The sequence below is a fragment of the Streptomyces pyxinae genome, assembly GCF_024756275.1.
Taxonomy (GTDB): Bacteria; Actinomycetota; Actinomycetes; order Streptomycetales; family Streptomycetaceae; genus Streptomyces; species Streptomyces pyxinae.
Map to the genome: position 1 here is coordinate 238,195 of NZ_JANUGQ010000005.1, position 16,505 is coordinate 254,699.

Here is a 16,505-nt window from a genome sequence, read left to right on the forward strand (position 1 = left end):
GGGTGATCCAGGAGTCGCGGGACGGCCACTCCCGGTGGAAGAGTGGCCTTGTTCCATTCGGGTCGTCAACCCGCCTTTTTGGTCAGCCGGGTGGCCGGTTCCGGTGAAATGCCCGCGATTTGGAATGTCCGCACCGGCCGCCCGTGGTTCAGCGGGCGAGCACCCGGGTCAGCACGGAACGCAGGGTGCCGGCGGCCCCGTCGGACGGTGCGTCGGCGGTCCGCCAGGCCACGACTCCGTCCGGGCGGACCAGGCTCGCCCCCGCCGCGCCGATGCCGTAGCGGGAGGCCAGGACGGCGTCGGTGTCCACCAGGCCGTCCCCGAGGGTGTGGGCGTCGAGCGGTACGCCGAGTTCCCGGGCCGCCCGGGTCGCGGCGGCGGACCACCGTGCGCCGCCGGGCGCGGCGAGAAGGACCCAGCCGTCGCCGAACAGGTCGAGCACGGACCGCCGTTCACCACCGTCCCGCTCCACCCAGCCGTGCGGCGCGCGGAAGCCGGCGCGACCGCTGGGACGCAGCGGGTCCTCGGTGAGCTCGTCGCCGGAGCCCACGCCGGCGCCGGAGCCCGTATCGGAAGCGGCGGCGATGTCGTCCGGCTCGGCCACGGCCCCGGAGCGGTAGCGGAAGCCCAGGAGCACCCGGGCGTTGCCGAGCTTCTCCGGGACGCTGTCGGCCAGTTGGGGGGCCATGCGGTCGGCGTAGAGGCTCAGCGCCTCGCCGCTGACCAGACGGGCGATCCCCGACCGTTCCTCGGCGTAGCTGTCCAGCAGGGCCTCGCCCGCCTCGCCCCTGAGCACCGCGGCCAGCTTCCAGGCCACGTCGAACCCGTCCCCGATCGCGGTGTTGCCGCCCATCCCGCCGGTCGGCGGCATCACCTTGGCCGCGTCGCCGACCAGCAGTACCCGGCCCACCCGCCAGCGGTCCGCGATGCGCGCGGCCATCTCCCACGGCTGGGTCTCGACCAACTCGGCCCGGAGGTCCGGCGCGTTCACCGCCAGCCGGATCAGCTCCAGGCACCGCTGGGGGGTGAAGTCCTCGGCCGACTCTCCCTGTTCGGGTGCGTACCGGACGTAGAGGCTGTACCTGCCGGGCCGGCCGGCCGGACCGAAGGTGCCGCTGAAGGCCGGGTTCCGCAGGTAGTACCAGCCCGCGGCCCCGGGCGGCAGCACGGTTGACAGATCCGCGTCGAAGACGATCGTCATGAAGTGGGCCAGGGAGCCATGGCCGTGCCGGGTGACACCGAGGCTCTCCCGGATCGTGCTGCGCGGCCCGTCGGCGGCCACCAGATAGCGGGCCCGTACGGTGTGCTCGGCGCCGTCCTCGAGGTCGCGCAGCCGGGCGGTCACGCCGGCGTCGTCCGAATGTTCGAAGGAGACCAGCTCGGTCCCGAACCGGATCGTCGCGCCGTACGCCTCCGCCTGTTTCCGCAGCACGGGCTCGATCCGGTCCTGGCCGGCCGGCGTCCAGCGCTGGGGGCTGCACTGCTCGGTCTCCCGCACGATGTCGTCGAGCCCCTCCGCGACGCTGCGCAGGACCGGGCCGCCGACCGTCTCCGCCACCTTGATGCCGAAGTCTCCCCGGGAGCCCCGGTCACCCCGGTCGTCGGCCGCCTCGCGTATTCGTCCGAGCACGCCGCCGATCCGCAGCAGCTCCATGGTGCGCGGGTTCAGCCCGGCCGCCTTCCGGTGAAGGGAGGTCGTCCCGTGCCGTTCGGCCAGCAGCACCCGTACGCCCCGCTGGGCGAGAAACATCGCGGTGGACAGGCCCCCCAGGGCGCCGCCGACCACCAGTACATCCACCTCGGACTCCACCATCCGCACCTTCCTGCTCCGCCGAACCGGTTCACCGTGCGGACCCAGCCTCGCAAACCCCCGCCCGGAGCGCGTGCGCGGGCCCCGCCCGCGTGCCCCCGCACGTGTGCCCGGACATGGCTCCGCCGGTCGCCGCCCCCCGGCGAGGACGGCGACCGGCGCAGCGCGTCGAACTGGTGGCGCCGGGTGCCGGTGGTGTCGATGCGCACCGAGGGGGGTGAGCCCCGAAGTGGCGCTTTTACGCGGGCGGGAAGTGGCCAACCCTCGACGGGAGGTTGGGCCGCCGCCGCGGTCCGGTTCCCGGGGCGGGCTGCGGCGGAAGGACAGGCGGTCCTGAGCCAACTTGGCGAGATCCGCACTCCGGAAGTCTCGCCTCCGTTCGAGACCCGCCGGTAGAACGGTCCCCGACAGCCCCGGGTCGCGCGGCCCGTGCCGTCCGTGCCGTCCGTTGCCTTGCCTCTCCCGCGTCCCTTCCGTCCCGCGTGCCCCGCGCCGCTGTTCGTCCGCCGCCTTCCCGCACTCGCCTCAAGGAGCACCCCGTGCGCACCACCACACTTGCCGCCGCCACCGTCTCCGCCCTCGTCGCGGTCGGCACCGTCCTGGCCCCCACCGCCTCAGCCGAGCCCGACCCCTCCGGCTGCCCCAAGGAGAACTTCTGCGTCTACGCGGGCGAGGGCCAGACCGGCGCGGTCGTCCTCAAGGTCACCGACAACTGGACCGGCGGCGTTTCCGGCCAGTCGGTCTTCAACAACGGCATCCCGTATCCGAACGCGGACCACATCCAGCTCACCTGGACGTACAACGGCGGAACCTGGGAGCAGTGCCTGCACTACAACCCCGGTCCCGGGGACTACAAGCTGGACTTCGCCCCGGGGGTCACCTTCACCAAGGTGGTCTGGCGCGGCGAGTGCTGAGACGGACGGCGGACGGGGCGGAGACGTCCCCTCCGGAATGTGGCTGGTTATTCATGATCCCCTGACCCCGCCGGCCCCCGGCCCGCCCGGGACCCGAACAGGACCCGCCCCGGATCCGACCAGAGAGCGCCCTCTCCATTCATTACCGGATGGAGAGGGCGCTCGTCGTTCCAAACATTTACCCGGCCGGGAGTCGGGGATGGCCGGATTTCTGTGGCCGTCTTCCATGGTCAAATAATTCTGCTGTTACAGTTCTCCCTCTGTTGCATTGCCAGTTGCCGCCGCGACTCACTCATTTGTCCACGGGTCGTCCGGTGCCGACTGTGCCGGTGGTGGACGGGGGACCCGACGGGGACGGCAGCACTCACGTCCGGGCCCGCCCGGCGGGTCGGCGCATGCGCGGGCGATGTCCCACGGGGGTGCCGGGAGAGCACCGCCGCACGCCCGGCGCGGCACGGCCCGGCCATCGGCACGGCCGGCCGCTGACGACCGGTACCGCACGGTCCGCGCTTCCTCTGACCCCTGGGGCCCCGAGCCCCTCGGAGGTGATGTGCTTGTCCGTCCAGAAAAGCTCTCGCTCCATGCTCGCCCGTGGCCTCAGCATTCTGCGCTGTTTCCGTCCCGGCGAGCTGGAGCTGCCGCTCTCCGAATTGGCGCGCAGAGCCGACATGCCGAAGGCGACCGCCCACCGGATCGTCACGGAACTCGTCCGCGAAGGCGTCCTGGAACGGGGTGAGAAGGGGCTGCGGCTCGGCGTCGCGTTATTCATGCTCGGCGCCCGTGTTCCCCGTCAGCTCAAACTTCGTGACCTGGCCTTCCCCTACGCGGAACAACTGCACCATCTCACCCGGGGCAGCGCGTTCGTCTACATCTCCGACGCCCTGGGCCCCGACGCCGCCCTGGTCGACGCGGTACGCCGGGTGTACGGCTCCGGTACCGAACCGGGCGCCCGGGAGGAGGGCCTCGCCTCGGCCCAGGCCGCGACCAGGATCCTGCACGCCTACAGCGGGCGGCCGGTACTCCCCGCGACCACCGGGCGCCCGGGGCCCGGTGACCCGGCCCGGGTGCGGCACCAGGGGTTCGCGATCGTCCGCAGCCCCGGCGGCACGGTCGGGATAGCGGCCCCCGTGCTGACCGCGTCGCACACGGCGGCCGGGGCCCTCGCCGTCGCCGGCCCGCAGGGGCGCCTTCAGGCGGTCAAGGCCGCCTCACATCTGCGTGCCGCCTGCGCCGCCGTCTCCCGGGCACTCCAGCGGACACCCGAATTGGCGTCCGTGCGCTGAGCGCCGGCCGGTGCCCCCGGCGGACCGTGTGTTCCGTACCGTCCCGGACCGTGTGTTCCGAGCCGCCACCAGGACTCACGCGTGCCCATCGCTCCGCCGGGCGGTGAACAGGGCGGGCAGCAGCCGCCCGGCCAGGTATTCCGCGCGAGCCGCGGTGAGGGTGTCCCGGATGAGGTCCGCCGAGGCCGTCCCGTAGATCCCGGCCACACTGCCGTGGAAGATCCGCACCACCTTCAGGCGCTCCGCGAGCAACGCGGTGGCCCACTCCGTCAGATCGAGGCGGGCCACGTCCTGGAAGCCGGCCAGGGCGAGCTGCCGCTCGCGTTCGGTGAGCGGTGTGGTGAAGAAGACCCCGTACGGATGGGTCGCGCGGAAGGACGGGGAGGCGGTCCGGCCGTCGGGCGTCATGCTCACCTCCTCGGTGAGGACGAGCAGCCCCCCGGGCCGGAGCAGCCGCCCGGCCTCGCGCAGCACCTCGCCCGGCTCCGGGAAGTGCGGCATCGAGCCCGTCACCACCACCACGTCCAGGGAGGCGTCCGGAAGCGGGACGGCGGCGGCCGAGGCGCAGATTTCGGCCAGCGTGCCGGTACGCCCCTGAGCCCGGCTGATCCGGCGGCTCACCGCGCAGTGCTCGGCGACGAGTTCGACGCCGTAGGCCCGACGTACCCGCACCGCGAGATCCGTGAGCCGGTCCAGTGTGTACCGCAGCGCACCGCCGAACCCACTGCCCAGCTCGCACAGGTCGACCGGGTCCCCGCCGCCGTCACCCCCGGCACCGCGGTCCCTCCCGGAGGCCCAGGCCACCACGGCGTCGGCCACCAGATCGCAGCCCTGCGGCCCGAAATGGCCCATCTGATCGAGACCGAGCAGCCCCCGGGGCCCCCGCTCACCGGTGAACGCCACGATGGACCGCTCGGTGCGCTCCCAGTCGTGCAGGGCGGGGAACAACTCCCGGTGGTAACGGTACTGGGCGCCCGGCTGGTCCTCGGGCCCGGAGGCCACCGGTTCCGGCTCGGTGCCCTCCGGTGCGGGAGGGCGGGGGCTGTCGGCAGCGGGCACGGCGACGCTCCTGGTCGAGTGGGCTCCGGCGACCGCCCCGGCGCGGCCCCGGTTTCGGTACGGGCTCCGCCCAGCGCGGCCCCGGCTTCGGTACGGACCGGGTTCGGTACGGGCCGGTCTCGGCAGGCGCCCGGCCGGCCCGGCATCGGTAGGGACGGGTTTCGGTACGGCCCCGGCCGGCCCCGGTCAGGGAGCCGGCGGGGAAGCGGGCGGGGGAGCCGGTGCGGGAGGGGCGGGGGAAGCGGACGGGGGAGTCGGTGCGGGAGAGGCCGGAGGAGCCTGCGGACGGAACTCGTCGGGCATCGCGGCGCAGACGGCGTCCAGGACGGCGAGCGCCTCCTCGGCCTCCTCGTCGCCGGCCACCAGTGGCGGGAGCAGCCGGAGCGCCTCCGGCCGGCCCAGGCAGGGGGAGACCACCAGTCCGTTGCGGCCGAGCTCCATCAGCACATGCCCGGCCACGGCGGGGGCGGCGAACTCCAGCCCCCACAGCAGCCCTTGTCCGCGCACCTCCGTGATCAGGTCCGGATGACGGCGGGCCAGGTCCGCCAGACCGGCCGCCAGCAGCTTGGCGAGACGCTCACCGCGCGGGGCGAGTTCCTCCACCGCCGCCAGCGCCGCGATCCCGGCCGCCGCGCTGAGCGGATGTCCGGAGAACGTGGTGGTGTGCACGAACGGATCGGCGGCCACCGGAGCGTACAGCTCCGGAGTGGCCACCACCGCGGACAGCGGCTGCACCCCGCCGCCCAGGGCCTTGCCGAGCAGGACCGCGTCGGGCCGGATCCCGGCCTCGACGCTGACCAGCCGGGGCCCGCAGCGGCGCAGCCCGGTCTGCACCTCGTCGGCGATCAGAAAGGCCCCGTGCGCGTGCGCGGCGTCGGCGAGGGCCCGCAGAAAGGCCGGCGGCAGCGGCCGTACGCCCCCCTCGCCCTGCACGGGTTCGACGATGACGGCGGCCACCTCCTCGCCCGCGAAGGCCCCGGGGATCGCGGCGGGATCGGGCGGCAGATGGGTCACCCCGCCCAGCAACGGGGTGAGGGAGCGGCGGTAGCGGGGGTTCCAGGTCGCGGCCAGAGCCCCGAGGGACTTCCCGTGATAGGCGCCCTCCACCGCGAGGACCCGGGTGCGGCCGGTGGCGAGGCGGGCCAGTTTCAGCGCGGCCTCCACGGCGTCGGAGCCGTTCAGCCCCAGCCAGACCTTGGTCAGCCGCTCCGGATCGGCCCAGCCCACGAGCGCTGCCGCCAGACCGGCGGTCGAGCGATTGCCCAGCACCCGGGTGGAGACCGGCAGCGTGTCCAGCTCCCGGCGCACCGCCGCCACGACGGCCGGGTGCCGCTGGCCGAGCAGGGTCACCGCATAGCTCCCGAAGTCGAGGGCGCTGCGGCCGTCGGAGAGCCGCACCCGGGCCCCCGAGCCGCTCTCCTCGATCGCGCCGATGCCGTTCATGCCGAAGACCAGGGCCAGTTGGGGCGAGAGATGCCGGCGGATCGCGTCGAGTGTGCGCCGGGCGGCCCCGTGGCCGGCGGTCCTGCTCATCGGAGCCGTCCTCTCCTGGTCCGGCGGCGCGGCGGGTGGACGCGGGCGTCCGTACCGTGGCGTCGTACGCCGTCGCGGCGCCGACCCCGCACGGTGCTCCCTGCGCTCACCCCGCACGGTGCTCTCCCGCGTGGTGCTCCTCCGCTGTTGTAGTGCTCCCTCCGCGCCGCTGAGAAGCGGTGTTCCGGCTGCCGGAACGGCAGTTGATCCGGGACCTGACGCGCGGGAGGGTGCGAGGGCGCGGCCGCCGGGCCAGGCCCCGGCGCGCCGGCACCGGTACCGCGATGGCCACGGCGAGGTCCGGGCCAGCCCCCGGCGCGCCGGCACCGGTACGCCCGCCGTCCGCAGCCGAAAGGTGCACCGACCGCATGGAGACCACATCTGCCGGTGCCGTCGCGTTCCCCGGCCCCGACCTCCTGGAGAGGCGTCTCGGCTCCTTCCTGGCCCGGCGCGGGATGAGCGTGGACGCGGTACGCGGCGAGGCCGACCAGGGAGTGGGCGCCCCGGCGCTCGCGGTCGCCGCCGGCTCGGTCCTCGCCGGCTTCGGCAACGACCGCAGCGACCTCGATCTGCTGGTGCTCGTGGAGAACGACCGGCTCACCCGCTTCCCCATCCAGTCCCATGAGCACGGCACGCTCATCGACGTCAACATCCGCTCGGCCGGCGCGGTCCGGGACGCCACCGCCGGGCTGACCGCCGAGCCCTGGCCCCGGTTCGCCACCGTCACCGAGAGCGCCTGGAACCACCGCCGCCGCGCCCTCAACACCGCCAACCGACTGGCACTGGGGCTGCCGCTGATCGCCACCCCGCCCTGGGACGACTGGCACCAGGAGCTGCGCCGGCCCTGGCTCGCCGGCGTGATGGAGGAGTGGTGGACGGTGGAGGCGCACCGGCTGGCGGAGGCCGCCCGCTGGCTGCTCTCCACCCGGCCCATGGCGGCGGCGGTCCGGGCCCGGGAGGCGGTGGTCGCCGCGCTCAGCGCCCGTGCGGCGGCGGGCGGTGAACTCTACTTCGCGGCCAAGTGGGTGGGGGAGAAGCTCAAGAACCTGGGAGACACCGAGGGGTTGGCGCTGCTCCGCGCGGCACTCGCCCCGCCGGCCGACCCCGCCGGGAGCGTCCGGCGCGGCCTCGCGGCGGTGGAGAGGCTGGCCGGTGACCCCGCACCGCTGCACGCGGTGCTGCGCTGGTCCACCGGGGTGGGTACGGCTCCGCTGGACGACCGCACGGTGGTGGACCGCTGGCAGCTGCGCGCCCTGGAGGTGCCGGGCCGCGACCTGCCGCCCGGGGACGGCGACGGCATCGTCTGGTCCGGCCCGGCCGGCACCCCGCCCCCGGCGGAGCCGCTGCGGCTGTTCGCCCACAACCTGGTGTGGCTGGGGCTGGCCCACCCCGACCCCGAGGTGACCGTGTGACCCCGTCCGAAGTCCCCACCACCGCCGCTCCCGCCCCCTCCGACCTGCGCCGGCTGCTCGTCTTCCGCGCCCATGGCGCGGCCCGGCTGCTGCTCGGCTGCCGGGCCCGCCTGGAGGACATCGAGGGCGCCGTCGCCGCCGGCCAGACCGAGGTCGCCGTGCTCATGGCGTACGACCTGGTGCAACTCTCCCTGTCGGTACGCGGCTTGCGCTCCGAGGGCGAACTCGTCTACGCCCGTGACGAGGCCGCCTTCGACCCGTTCGCGGGCGTCCCGGCGGAGGAGACCGAGGCGGGGATGCTGCTCGCCGCGGCCGGCCGCGAGGCCACCGGGGAGCGCGGCGAGGAGTGGCTGGAGCGGCTGCGCGGCCATCTGCGGGACACCGAGGCGCTGTTGGGGTACGGCGAACCGCTGCCCGATGTGCGCTCCGGCAGCGGACTGATGAAGGGCTTCAAATTCGCCCGCACCTGGGAGCCGTTGCTCCGCCGCGCCGGCCTCCCCGACCTGCTGCCCGACGCCTGGAAGCGCCGCGCCGACTGACCACCGGCGGGCCGCGACGACCACCGGCGGGCCCGGGGCCCCGGGGGCCGGGCCGTGCGGCCCGGCCGGCCCCGGGAGCGGGCGGTCGGGCGGTCGGCCGGAGACGCGACGGACGTGCCACCGGAGAGGCCCGGAGAGGCCCGGAGAGGCTGGGAAGGGCCCCGGAGGCCCCCGAGAGCCCGGAGAGGCCCGGAAGGGCCCGGAGAGGATCAGCCATGCCCGCCGTCGTGGTCTTCGACTGCTTCGACACGGTCGTCACCGCCCGGCCCCTGCCGGGCCCCGGGGAGTGCGCCCTGGCACTGGCCGGAGCGCTGGAGCTGGACCGGCGGTGCGCGGACGAGGTCGTGGGCGCGGTGTTCACCGCCGTACTCACCGCCCTGGCCGATCCGTTGGCACTCCAGCCGCCGACCCTGGAACTGCTGGACGCGGCCCTCCGCGAACGCGGGCTCTCCCGGCAGCGGGCCGATCTGGAGCGGGCGCTCTGGCACGCGCTCGGCTGCGCGGACCCGGGCCAGTACGCGCTCTGCGAGCCGGCGGCCGAGGCCATGCGCCGTACCGCCGAAGCCGGCCACACCGTCCGGCTGATGTCCAACTGCTTCCTGCCGGGCCGGCTGATGCGCCGGCTGCTCGCCGGGCTGGGGGTGCCCGAGGTGTACGACCGGGCCCTGTTCACCGCCGACGGCGGCCCCAAGAAGCCCGACCCGCGCGCCTTCCGGCTCATCGGGGAGGGCGACTTCGCCCGGCGGGTGATGGTCGGCGACTCCGGGGAACTCGACCTCGCGCCCGCCGCGGCGCTCGGCTGGGACACCGTACGGGTGGATCCCGGCGCACCCGATCTCAGCGCCCTCCACACACTGCTCCGACGGGTCGGGTGAGCACGGCCGCTCCGGCTCCACTTCGCGGGCCAAGGACGGCAGTTCGGCTTGGCGGCCCACCGGCCCCGACCGGTCGGCGGGAACGGGTCCGGCCCTGGGCAGCCGGCCGGCGGACCGGGGCCGCCGGCCCGGGCGGGCCGCCGCGCGAGGGGAATGCCGCGCTCCGAAAGCCGCCGCCTCATCCGGGTGTTCCACGGACTTCATCCGGTGTTCCGCAGAAAGAAACGCGCCCTGAATCCGGCTGTGCGTTCGCCTAGGGTTCTGCCCGGCACCGCCCGCCGTTCCGAACGGACCGCGGGTCCACCGCCATCGCAGGGCCGCCACCGCTCCGCCCTGTGCGGAAGGAGTCGATACGTGCGTTCCGCTGCCGCCGGCCCCCCGCCGCCCGCTCTCCGTCCCGTCGCGGCGGAATCCCCGTACGGCCTCCGCGCCGCCATCCGCCCGGCCGGCCGGCGCCTTGCCGGGCAGGCGGCGGCATGACCCCGGCGGTCCCGGGCGGCCCCGGACACCCCGCTCCCGAACCGCCCCCGCGCCCCGGCCCCGGCCCGAGCCCCAAGCCCGGCCCGGGCCCCGGCCCCCACCGGGAGCTGCTGGACGCCGGGTGGAGCACGGTCCTGCGCCCCGAGCCACCCCGCGCGGGCGCCACCGGGGCGGAACGCATCCGGTCCCTCGCGGCGGGCGGCTACGCCGCGCTGCCCATCCCCGAGGAGTTCGGCGGCGGCGGAGCGGGGCTGGTCGAGATGGCGGGCGCCCAGCGCGCGCTCGGCCTGGTCGACCCCTCGGCGGCCGTCGCCCTCAATATGCACGCCTTCACGGTGGGCCTGATGGCCGACTACTGGCAGCGCCACCGGGACACCAGCTGGATGCTGCTGGAGGGCATCGCCGGCTCCGGGGCGCTGGTCGCCTCCGCGTTCGCCGAACCGGGCGGCAGCCCCAACTTCATGAGCAGCCGGTCCGAGGCCGTGGAGACGGCCAAGGGCTACCGGGTGACCGGGGTCAAGTACCCCTGCTCGCTCGCCACCACGGCGACCCTGGTCTGTCTGACGGCCCGGGTCACCGGCACCGACGAGACCATACTCGCGCTCTGCCCCCGCGCCTCCCCGGGACTGTCGGTGGAGGGGGAGTGGCCCTCCCTCGGCATGACGGACTCGGACACGGCCCGGCTGGTCCTCCGCGATGTGGAGCTGGACGACCGGCTGGTCTTCCACCGGGGCCCCGCCGATGTCATCGACGAGAACGTCATCTCCGGGATGGCGTGGTTCGCGGTGCTGCTGACCGCCACGTACCACGGTGTGCTCAGCGCGCTGCTGGACGAGGCGTACGCCCAGGTCGCCACGGCGCGCGCGTACGGTCCGAGGACGGCGCTGCTCGGCCGGGCCACCCGCGAACTGCTGGCGCTCGGCGGTGCCTGCCGCCAGCTCGGCGCCGACGTGGCGTCCGGCGCGCTCGCCGGCCGGGCGGCGCTGGCCGCCTCGGTGGGACTGCGCGCCTCGCTCAGCGACACCCGCGACCGGGTGCTGTCGGCCGTCACCCCGGTCGTCGGAAGCCGGCTGTACGGGCGCGGACAGCGGGCCGCCGCCCTGCTGGTGGACTCGGCCGCTGTCCATCACCATCCGCCGTCGCTGCTGACCTGCGACGAGGCGGTCGGCGCCTTCTGTACGGGGCGCGAGATCAGCTTCGACCCGGCCGGCTGAACCCGGCCACCCGCGCCCTTCCGAAGGAGAGACCCAGCCATGCCCCATGTCGAGGTCAATCTGCCGATCAAGGCACCGGCGGCGGACGCCTGGCAGGCCGTCACCCGGCTTGAGGACTACGCCGCCTACATGGAGAACGTCGAATCGGTCACCGTGATCGGGGAGTCCGCGACCGGCGTCCGCACCAGCGAGTGGTCGGTGCTGCTCAAGGGCTCGGTGCTGGAGTGGGTGGAGGAGGACGAGCTGGACGAGGAGAACCGGGTCATGACCTTCACCCAGGTCTCCGGCGACCTGGACGAGTTCGCCGGTTACTGGCGGGTCGAGGACGCCGGGGACGGAAGCTCGGTGGTCACCTTCTCGGTCGACTTCGAGATCGGCATCCCGCTGCTGGCCGACATGCTCAACCCGGTCGCCACCAAGGCGCTCCGGGAGAACTCCGAGCACATGCTGGGCGCCATCGAGCGGCGGATCACGGCGGTGCCCTGACCCGCGCCCGCCGGGACCGCGGCCCGTGCGGCGGGCGCCGGTCGGGCGTGGGGCCGGTGCCGGGCGGGCCTCGATCGGGCGCCGGCGCAGTGCCGGGCCGGACGCCGCCGGGGCCGCCGGCCGCCCCGATGGGTGCCCTGGCATGTACGCCCCCCGGGCGGGGGGTGCGGGGGCACCGGCCGCCGCGCGACCCGGCCCCCGACGCCTCGCCGGAGTCGCGGCGCCGGAAATTCCCGGCCGCCGGTTTCCGGAGGGCTCCGCCCGGCCGTTCGCCCTTTCACCGCCCGTGCGGCCCGCGTGTACGTCCCTGGTCCGCCCGCGCCACAGCCCGTACAGCCCGCCCGCGCAGCCCGTCCGCCCGTTCGCGCAGCCCGTGCATCCGCCCGCGCCACAGTCCGTACGCCCGGTCCGCACAGCCCCGTACATCCGCCCTCCGTCCGTCCGCCGCGTCTCCGCCGCATGGCCACCGAGTGCCCGCCGAGTGTCCGCCGAGAAAGGACCAACCCTCATGAAGCCGATACGAGTGGCGCTCGCCGGCGCCGGGAACTGCGCCTGGAGCTTCAGCCAGTTCGTCGCCCAGGCACAGGCCGAACCGGACACCCGGCTGCCGGGGCTGATGTGCCACACGGTCGGCGGCTACCGGCTCGCGGACGTACGGGTGGTGGCGGCGTTCGACGTGGACGAGGCCAAGGTCGGGCGGTCGCTCGCGGAGGCGTTCACCGCCCCCGCCATCGCCGCGACCGGCTTCACCGCACTGGGCACCGACCGCGACGCCCCGGTCCTCCCGGCGCCGCTGCTCGACGGTCTCGCCGGGCCGCTGGGCTCGGTGGTGACCCCCGCGGCGGCGGCGCGCGAGGCCACCCCGGAGGAGGTCGCCAAGGCGCTGGTCGAGCACGACGCGGACGTGCTGGTGATCGCGCTGCCCACGGGAGCCTCCCGGGCCATCCGGATGTTCGCGGAGGCGGCCCTCACCGCCGGGACCGCCGTGGTCAACTGCACCCCGGAGGAGATCGCCCGGGACGAGGAGCTGGCCCGCCGCTTCACCCAGGCCCGGGTGCCGCTGCTCGGGGACGACCTGCGCAGCCACCTCGGTGCCACCACCCTGCACACCGCCCTGATCGAGCTGCTGCTCAGCCGGGGTCTGGAGCTCTCCCGGACCTACCAGCTCAATGTCGGCGGCAACACGGACTTCCTCAATCTGGCGGACGCCTCCCGCTCGGCCACCAAGTTCGCCTCCAAGGCCAACGCGCTCCGCGCGGCGGGTGCCACCGACGTCGAGGGAGTGGCCGGCCCCACCGGCTTCATCGGGCACCTCGGGGACACCAAGCTGTGCTTCGCCAGCATCAGAGCCACCTCGGTCCTCGGCTCCGAGGTGGAGATCGACATCAAGCTCACGGTGGAGGACAGCCCCAACGCCGCCGGGGTCATCGCCAACGCCGTCCGGGCAGCGAAGACGGCCGCCGACCGGGGGCTCGCGGGACGGGTGGACGGCCCCTCGCCGCTGCTCTTCAAGAGCCCCCCGCGCGGTCTGCCCGAGTCCGAGGCGCGGGCCGCCTTCCTGGCCTTCGCCTCCTGACCCAGCCGGTCCACCAACGAGAGAGACGGTCGATGCTGTCGATACAACGGGAGTTCCGGTCGGTCGAGGACCTGCCCTACGAACTGGTCGAGCGCAAGGGGGTGGGCCATCCGGACACCATGTGCGACGCCATCGCGGAGCGCATGTCCCGCTACTACGCGCTGCACTGTCTCCGGGAGTTCGGCGGGGTGGCCCACCACTGGTTCGACAAGGTGACGCTGTACGGCGGGGGCGCGGACACCGACTACGGGCGCGGCGAACTCACCGCGCCCTACCGGGTGATGGTGTTCGGCAAGGCCGCCTTCCGGGTGGGCGCCACCGAGATCCCGGTGCGCGAGCTGATGTTCCGCGCCGCCGCCGATGTGCTGGCGGAGGTGACCACCGGCTTCGACGCCGACCGGCATCTGGTGGTGGAGCCGGCCGTGGTGGACCACCAGGGCTCCGGGCGCGGGGTGTCGCGCTACCAGCCGGCGTCCGCCGCCGACCTGGTCGCGCCACGCTCGGGCGGCTTGGTCTCCAACGACACCAATCTGCTGCACGGTTACGCCCCGCTGTCCCGGCTGGAGAGTGCCGTACTGGGCCTGGAGAACCTGATCAACGGCCCGGATTTCAAGGCGCGCCACCCGGACACCGGCTGGGACGTCAAGGTGTTCGGCAGCCGGCGGGACGACGCCTTCAGCCTGGTCGTCAACATGCCCTTCCTCGCCGCCCGCATCGACTCCATGGACCACTATCTCTCCCGCAAGGCGGAGATCCAGAAGGAACTGGAGGAGTTCGCCGCCTCGTCGGGGCTGCGGGATCTGCGGATGCTGATGAACGCCACCGACCGCAACGGCCGCCCCTATCTCACCGCGCTCGGCTCGGTGGCGGACACCGGGGACGTGGGGGTGGTAGGCCGGGGCAACCGGGTCAACGGCCTCATCACCCCCATGCGGCCGATGAGCATCGAGGCCCCGGCCGGCAAGAATCCGCTCGACCACACCGGCAAGATCTACAACGTCATGGCCATGCGGCTGGCCCGCCAGGTGCACGAGACCTCCGGCGGACCGGCCCAGGTGCACATCTTCACCTCCAAGGAGGCGCCGCTGGAGCGCCCCGACGAGGTGGTGGTGACCTCCCCGGACGCCGACGAGACAGCGGTACGCGCGCTGGTGGAGGCCGCCGTCGCCGGCTCGGGCGAGCTGACGGCGGAGCTGATCGAGCAGGGCATCACGCTGTGGTGACCGGTTCCGGGGTGACCGCCGAGCGGGTACGGTCCCTGGTCACCGGGGCCCGGGCCACCGGCCGGCGGCAGGACAGCGGGCCGGAGCCGGAGCCGGTGCCGGAGCACGGCAGCCACGTCGCCGTCCTGGTCAAGCCCGAGGTGATGACCGGACCCGGCGCCGCCGAGGCGCTCGCGGCCGTGGTGACGGCGCTCGGCCGGCACGGGGTGCGGGTGCTGCGGGGCGCGGTGCTGCCGGCGCCCGAGTTCGCCGGGCGGGGCCGGCTGCTGCTGCACTACCCGCGGCTGCACCGGGTCGCGGCCGACGGCGTCCCGGCGCTGGACACCCGCGCCCGCCGGTCCCTGCGCGGGCTGCCGCACCCCTGGGGGGACGGCGCCCCGCGCCCGTCCGGCGGTTCGGGCGACGGCGACGGTCCGTCCGGCGGGTACGGCGACAACGGTCCGTCCGGCGGGTACGGCGACAACGGTCCGTTCGGCGGATACGGCGGGTACGGCGGGTACGGCGGGTACGGCGACAGCGTGCTCGGCGCGTACGAGGCGATGGCCCATGAGCCGGAGCTGACGCCCCGGACGCTGGAGGAGCGCTGCCGGGAGGCGGGCATCCACAAGCTGGGCTCGGGGTCGTACGCCTCCCCGACCGAGGTGAACGGGCGGCCGGTCGTGGTCCTGAACGGCTTTCTGCCGGCCCTGGCCGCCGGCTACACCGCGCCGGAGGGCCTCGTCGGGCTGCTGGAGTGCCACGCCGACCGCGAGATCGCCGGGCTGCGCACCGAGGTCCTGGGCGCGCTGCACCCGGACTCCGCCCACCCGGACTCGCTGCGCGGCTCCCTCGGCACCCTGGCCCGCGCCCAGGGCATCCCGCTCTCCGAGGGCCGTAACGGCGTCCATCTGTCGGCCGGCCATCTGGAGGCGATGTTCCAGGTGTGGCGGTACTTCGCCGCCCAGGACGGGCGGGACACCGGGGCCACCCCCTTCGGCCGGTCGCTGGCCGCGCGCGGGGTACCCCCGGCGACGGCGGCCCCGCTGGCCACCGACCCCGGCCTGCCGGCCGATCCGGGGGAGTCGGCGGACCCGGGGGAGACGGTCTCCCCGCACGGCGCCACCGAGCACCTGGCCCGGGACGCGGTGCTGGAGCGGGTGGTGCGGTGGACCACCGGAGCGCGGACGGTGACGGCATGACCGGGGCCCCGGAGGAGCCGGACGTACCGCTCGTGACCGAAGTGCCGGAAGCGCTGGGACTGCCGCAGGGTTCGCCCGAGCCGCAGGGATCGCGGGAGACAGATGACGTGCGCCCGTCGCGGTGGCCGCACGGGCCGTACGGCCTGCGCGGACTGGCCGGCCGGACCGCCGTGGTCACCGGCGGGGCCCAGGGCATCGGGGCGGCGGTCACCGAGCGGCTGTGCGCCGAGGGCTGCCGGGTGCTGGTCTACGACCGCAGCGCCGAGCACGGCCGGGCCGCCGTCGCGGCCTGGCGGCGGCGGGGACACGACGTACGGCTGGCGCTCGGCGATGTGACCGACGAGCGGGCGGTGGCGGCGGCCTTCGCGGAGCTTCCGGCCGACTGGCCGGCGCCCACCCTGCTGGTGAACCTGGCCGCCGGTTTCGTCTTCCGGGGGCTGGAGGCGACCCCGGCGGAGTGGCACGCCGCGCTCGACCCCACCATCGTCGGACTCTCGCTGGTCATCCGGGAGTTCACCGCCGGTCTGCCGGAAGACGGCGCCGGGGCGGCGATCGTCAACATGGCCTCGATCTCCGCGCACATCGCCCAGCGCGGCTATCTGACCTACAACACCGGCAAGGCGGCCGTCCTCGGCTTCACCCGCTGCACCGCCGAGGAACTGGCCCCCCGGGGCGTCCGGGTGAACTCGGTGAGCCCCGGGACGGTGTGGAACGCCAACAACGAGCGGTACCACCGGGAGGCCCTCGGCCTCGACCGGGCAGCCGCCGAGGCCGCCCCCGAGCACGGCGGTAAGTTCCTGCTCAAACGGTTCGCGGACCCGGCCGAGATCGCGGCGCCGATCGCGTTTCTGCTGTCGTCCGAGGCCAGTTTCATCACCGGCACCGATCTTCCCATCGACGGCGGCTATCTGGCGGTGTGACCC

Annotated in this window: 14 protein-coding genes; 11 read left to right on the forward strand and 3 right to left on the reverse strand. The window is 74.7% G+C overall.

Annotated features, from left to right (window positions below):
• Positions 1-148: 148 nt before the first annotated feature.
• Complete coding sequence (gene rdmE, locus NX801_RS08905; protein WP_258786667.1) at positions 149-1,813, reverse strand: aklavinone 12-hydroxylase RdmE; 1,665 nt, start codon at positions 1,811-1,813, stop codon at positions 149-151.
• A 536-nt stretch (positions 1,814-2,349) separates the two neighbouring features.
• On the opposite strand from rdmE, the gene NX801_RS08910 reads away from it, so the two are divergent.
• Positions 2,350-2,724 carry a hypothetical protein gene (locus NX801_RS08910; RefSeq protein ID WP_258786668.1) on the forward strand — a complete coding sequence of 125 codons (375 nt, stop codon included), beginning with the start codon at positions 2,350-2,352 and terminating at the stop codon, positions 2,722-2,724.
• 554 nt (positions 2,725-3,278) lie between these two features.
• Positions 3,279-4,007, forward strand: coding sequence for an IclR family transcriptional regulator (locus tag NX801_RS08915; RefSeq protein WP_258786670.1), 729 nt, complete (start codon positions 3,279-3,281; stop codon positions 4,005-4,007).
• A 75-nt stretch (positions 4,008-4,082) separates the two neighbouring features.
• On the opposite strand, the gene NX801_RS08920 is transcribed toward NX801_RS08915, so the two are convergent.
• Positions 4,083-5,066: a class I SAM-dependent methyltransferase gene (locus NX801_RS08920; protein WP_258786671.1), complete on the reverse strand. Its 984-nt coding sequence runs from the start codon at positions 5,064-5,066 to the stop codon at positions 4,083-4,085.
• 186 nt (positions 5,067-5,252) lie between these two features.
• A complete protein-coding gene (locus NX801_RS08925) occupies positions 5,253-6,599 on the reverse strand; it encodes an aspartate aminotransferase family protein (protein WP_258786672.1) in 1,347 nt (448 codons plus the stop codon).
• A gap of 368 nt (positions 6,600-6,967) precedes the next feature.
• Between NX801_RS08925 and NX801_RS08930 the strand changes: the two genes are divergently transcribed.
• The 9 genes from NX801_RS08930 to NX801_RS08970 all read left to right on the forward strand — a co-directional run bounded on the left by NX801_RS08930 (position 6,968) and on the right by NX801_RS08970 (position 16,502).
• A complete protein-coding gene (locus tag NX801_RS08930; RefSeq protein WP_258786673.1) occupies positions 6,968-8,011 on the forward strand; it encodes a hypothetical protein in 1,044 nt (347 codons plus the stop codon).
• Entirely contained in the window at positions 8,008-8,550 is a 543-nt protein-coding gene (locus NX801_RS08935) for a hypothetical protein (RefSeq protein ID WP_258786674.1), read from the forward strand. Before NX801_RS08930 ends, NX801_RS08935 begins: the two co-directional genes overlap by 4 nt.
• A 215-nt stretch (positions 8,551-8,765) precedes the next feature.
• Entirely contained in the window at positions 8,766-9,425 is a 660-nt protein-coding gene (locus NX801_RS08940; protein WP_258786675.1) for an HAD family hydrolase, read from the forward strand.
• Positions 9,426-9,901: 476 nt separating this feature from the next.
• On the forward strand, positions 9,902-11,119 hold the full coding sequence (locus tag NX801_RS08945) for an acyl-CoA dehydrogenase family protein (protein WP_258786676.1): 1,218 nt from the start codon (positions 9,902-9,904) through the stop codon (positions 11,117-11,119).
• Positions 11,120-11,158: 39 nt separating this feature from the next.
• Complete coding sequence (locus NX801_RS08950) at positions 11,159-11,605, forward strand: type II toxin-antitoxin system RatA family toxin (RefSeq protein ID WP_258786677.1); 447 nt, start codon at positions 11,159-11,161, stop codon at positions 11,603-11,605.
• Positions 11,606-12,113: 508 nt separating this feature from the next.
• Positions 12,114-13,181: an inositol-3-phosphate synthase gene (locus tag NX801_RS08955; protein ID WP_258786678.1), complete on the forward strand. Its 1,068-nt coding sequence runs from the start codon at positions 12,114-12,116 to the stop codon at positions 13,179-13,181.
• Between the two features lie 32 nt (positions 13,182-13,213).
• Positions 13,214-14,404 carry a methionine adenosyltransferase gene (locus NX801_RS08960; protein WP_258786679.1) on the forward strand — a complete coding sequence of 397 codons (1,191 nt, stop codon included), beginning with the start codon at positions 13,214-13,216 and terminating at the stop codon, positions 14,402-14,404.
• A complete protein-coding gene (locus NX801_RS08965; protein ID WP_258786680.1) occupies positions 14,401-15,582 on the forward strand; it encodes a hypothetical protein in 1,182 nt (393 codons plus the stop codon). Before NX801_RS08960 ends, NX801_RS08965 begins: the two co-directional genes overlap by 4 nt.
• Positions 15,579-16,502, forward strand: a complete 924-nt coding sequence (locus tag NX801_RS08970; RefSeq protein WP_258786681.1) for an SDR family NAD(P)-dependent oxidoreductase — start codon at positions 15,579-15,581, stop codon at positions 16,500-16,502. Before NX801_RS08965 ends, NX801_RS08970 begins: the two co-directional genes overlap by 4 nt.
• Positions 16,503-16,505 lie beyond the last annotated feature (3 nt).

Bases quoted from the DNA above. Each gene is read 5' to 3' on its own strand.
- rdmE (WP_258786667.1), bottom strand. From the start codon at position 1,813: ATGGTGGAGTCCGAGGTGGATGTACTGGTGGTCGGCGGCGCCCTGGGG.
- NX801_RS08925 (WP_258786672.1), bottom strand. From the start codon at position 6,599: ATGAGCAGGACCGCCGGCCACGGGGCCGCCCGGCGCACACTCGACGCG.
- NX801_RS08930 (WP_258786673.1), top strand. From the start codon at position 6,968: ATGGAGACCACATCTGCCGGTGCCGTCGCGTTCCCCGGCCCCGACCTC.
- NX801_RS08940 (WP_258786675.1), top strand. From the start codon at position 8,766: ATGCCCGCCGTCGTGGTCTTCGACTGCTTCGACACGGTCGTCACCGCC.
- NX801_RS08945 (WP_258786676.1), top strand. From the start codon at position 9,902: ATGACCCCGGCGGTCCCGGGCGGCCCCGGACACCCCGCTCCCGAACCG.
- NX801_RS08950 (WP_258786677.1), top strand. From the start codon at position 11,159: ATGCCCCATGTCGAGGTCAATCTGCCGATCAAGGCACCGGCGGCGGAC.
- NX801_RS08955 (WP_258786678.1), top strand. From the start codon at position 12,114: ATGAAGCCGATACGAGTGGCGCTCGCCGGCGCCGGGAACTGCGCCTGG.
- NX801_RS08960 (WP_258786679.1), top strand. From the start codon at position 13,214: ATGCTGTCGATACAACGGGAGTTCCGGTCGGTCGAGGACCTGCCCTAC.
- NX801_RS08970 (WP_258786681.1), top strand. From the start codon at position 15,579: ATGACCGGGGCCCCGGAGGAGCCGGACGTACCGCTCGTGACCGAAGTG.